Here is a 2124-nt window from a genome sequence, read left to right on the forward strand (position 1 = left end):
TCGTCGGTCACGCGGACAAGCAGGCCGATGGCGTTCTTCTCGTCGACACGCTGCTGACCCTTGTCGTTGATGAGGGTGGTGCTCAGGCCGGCGTAGTTGTAGCGCGTGGAGCTGATGGTGCGGCTGCCGTAGTTGGCGTAGCCGAAGCTGCCACCATCACGGTTGAAGCTGTAGCCGCTGCCGCCCAGGCCGTTGGGGTCGGCGGTGAAGAGCACCGTCGGGCGGCCGAGGACGTCATAGCGCGTGAGGGTCACGCCGACGTCCTGGGATCCCGTGGCTGTGCTGGAGCCCGTGGCCAGGAAGTAGGGCTGCGTCTCCATGAGCTTGGAGCCCTGGGCGCTGTAGACAGTGTCCTTGACGATGAGGCTGGCTGCCAGGTTCGCGGGCTGGCTCGGACCGTCGAAGCTCTCTGTGACGCTGCGGATCTCGCGGCCCAACCGGTCCACGTAGACGCGGCTGTAGGGGCCCATCTTGGCGTCGGCCGTGTCGCGCGGCTCGCTGTGCACATAACTCACCGCATCCGCGGGCGCTGCGGCAGGCACGCTGGTGTCGCAACCAGCGGTGTTGCTCGTGAGGTCACTGACGCGGCCGACGATGTAGCAATAGCGATAGATGGTGGAGGTGCTATCGGGACCGGTCACGCGGGTCTTGCGGCCGAAGTCGTCCAGGGTCGTGCTGGCGACCAGGCCGCCAGCACTCGTGCTCTTGGTGATGGCGCCGAAGCGCGGGTCGTATTCGAACTTGTCGATATGCCCCAGCGCGTTGGTGGTGCTGAACGGGAACAAGCCCTTGGGCAAGTAGAAGGTCACCCCGTTGATGGTGGCGGCGGGGGATACGGCAGGGGCATATTCAGCGCTGGCCGTGCGGGTCGCGAACTGCTGGCGCGTGGGGATGGCACCTGCGCAGTTGGCGACCGTGGTGCTGTTCTTGTTGCCGTAGGCGTCGTAGCCGTAGGTAGTGACGGCGCACAGCGCCGGGTTGTCGGGCTCGACGGTCTCGGTGGCCACGCGCCCGACCGCGTCGTAGGTGTAGCTGACGCTGCGGCCATAGCTGTAGGGGTTGGCAGGGGTCTGCGCTTGGGCCGGCAGCCCCAGCGTTAGGGCCAACACGGCAAGACCGGCATTCAGGCAGGCCGACCTGTCGCTTGCACGGCGCTTCCCGCGCTTCAGCGTCTCTATGCGCATATCACTCACTCCCTGCTTCAGTCGCAGACCGAGCCTGTGCGCTCGATCTGGCTTTGTTGGTTGTTTTTGCGAGGCCCTCGCCTCGTCACTGGCCCGTAGTGGCGCTGGCCTTGGGTTGATTGCCCGCCGTCGTCGGGATGGCACTCAGGCTGTTGGGCACGGTGGAACTCGTGGTGCTCTTCTGCACACGGCCGACCTTCCAGTTCTCCCCACTGATGTCGTCAGGGAAGTACAGGTAGCCGGTTTGCTTGCTGAAGTTCTCGGTGCCGGCCGGGCCGTTGCCTTGGGTCTGCACGAGCACGCTGGAGAGGTAGCCACCCACATAGCTCTGCGTGGTCGTCGTGGTGGGCGTGGCATAACCCGCCAGGTCCACGCCGCTTTGCACGCTCTTGAAGAGATAAGGGCGCTGCAGCTTGCTGCTCACCGGGCACGGTGCGCTGAAGCTGGCGCTGTTCTCGGCACCGGCCGCGGCATAGGTGTCGCAGTAAGTGCTTTCGACGCGGCTCAGCAGCGTGCCGGTCTGCGGCGCGTTCATGGCGCTCAAGGGACCCTGGTAAGTCTCCGACACCGCCACCGAGCCGATGTAGGGGTGCTTTTGAACCAGTTGCTTGACGCTGGTCAGCTTGCTCGTGCCGTCAGGCGCATCCGCTTGTTGGCGGATCTCGCGGAAGCCCAGGAAGCCTCGGCCGTTGATCTCAACCTTGGAGCCTGCATAGCCGAAGCGGGTCTGCACGGTGGCCGTGCCCACGCCCGAGTCCGTCGTGACGCTGGACACGACGTTCATGCTCGGCGTGAAGTCCAGCACCGGGTAGACACCGGCTTTGGCAGTGCCCATGTCGCTGGCGAACACCGACGAGTTGCTCAGGTTCGTGTAGCCAATCGTGGTCTTGGCGCCAGTCGAGCTCGTCACTGAAACCAGCTGGTCCGGCGGCATAGGGTC

The 2124-nt window shown here is 65.2% G+C and carries 1 protein-coding gene and 1 pseudogene; both read right to left on the reverse strand.

The window, feature by feature from the left end; genetic code table 11:
- Window positions 1-1109, reverse strand: a pseudogene (locus tag AC3WOE_RS30415) (hypothetical protein); the annotation flags it as partial.
- Between the two features lie 160 nt (window positions 1110-1269).
- Window positions 1270-2124 (reverse strand): toxin TcdB middle/N-terminal domain-containing protein (locus AC3WOE_RS30420; RefSeq protein ID WP_492696277.1); only part of this gene is annotated, 855 nt, incomplete at its 5' end.

Source organism: Roseateles sp. FW305-36 (assembly GCF_058787015.1).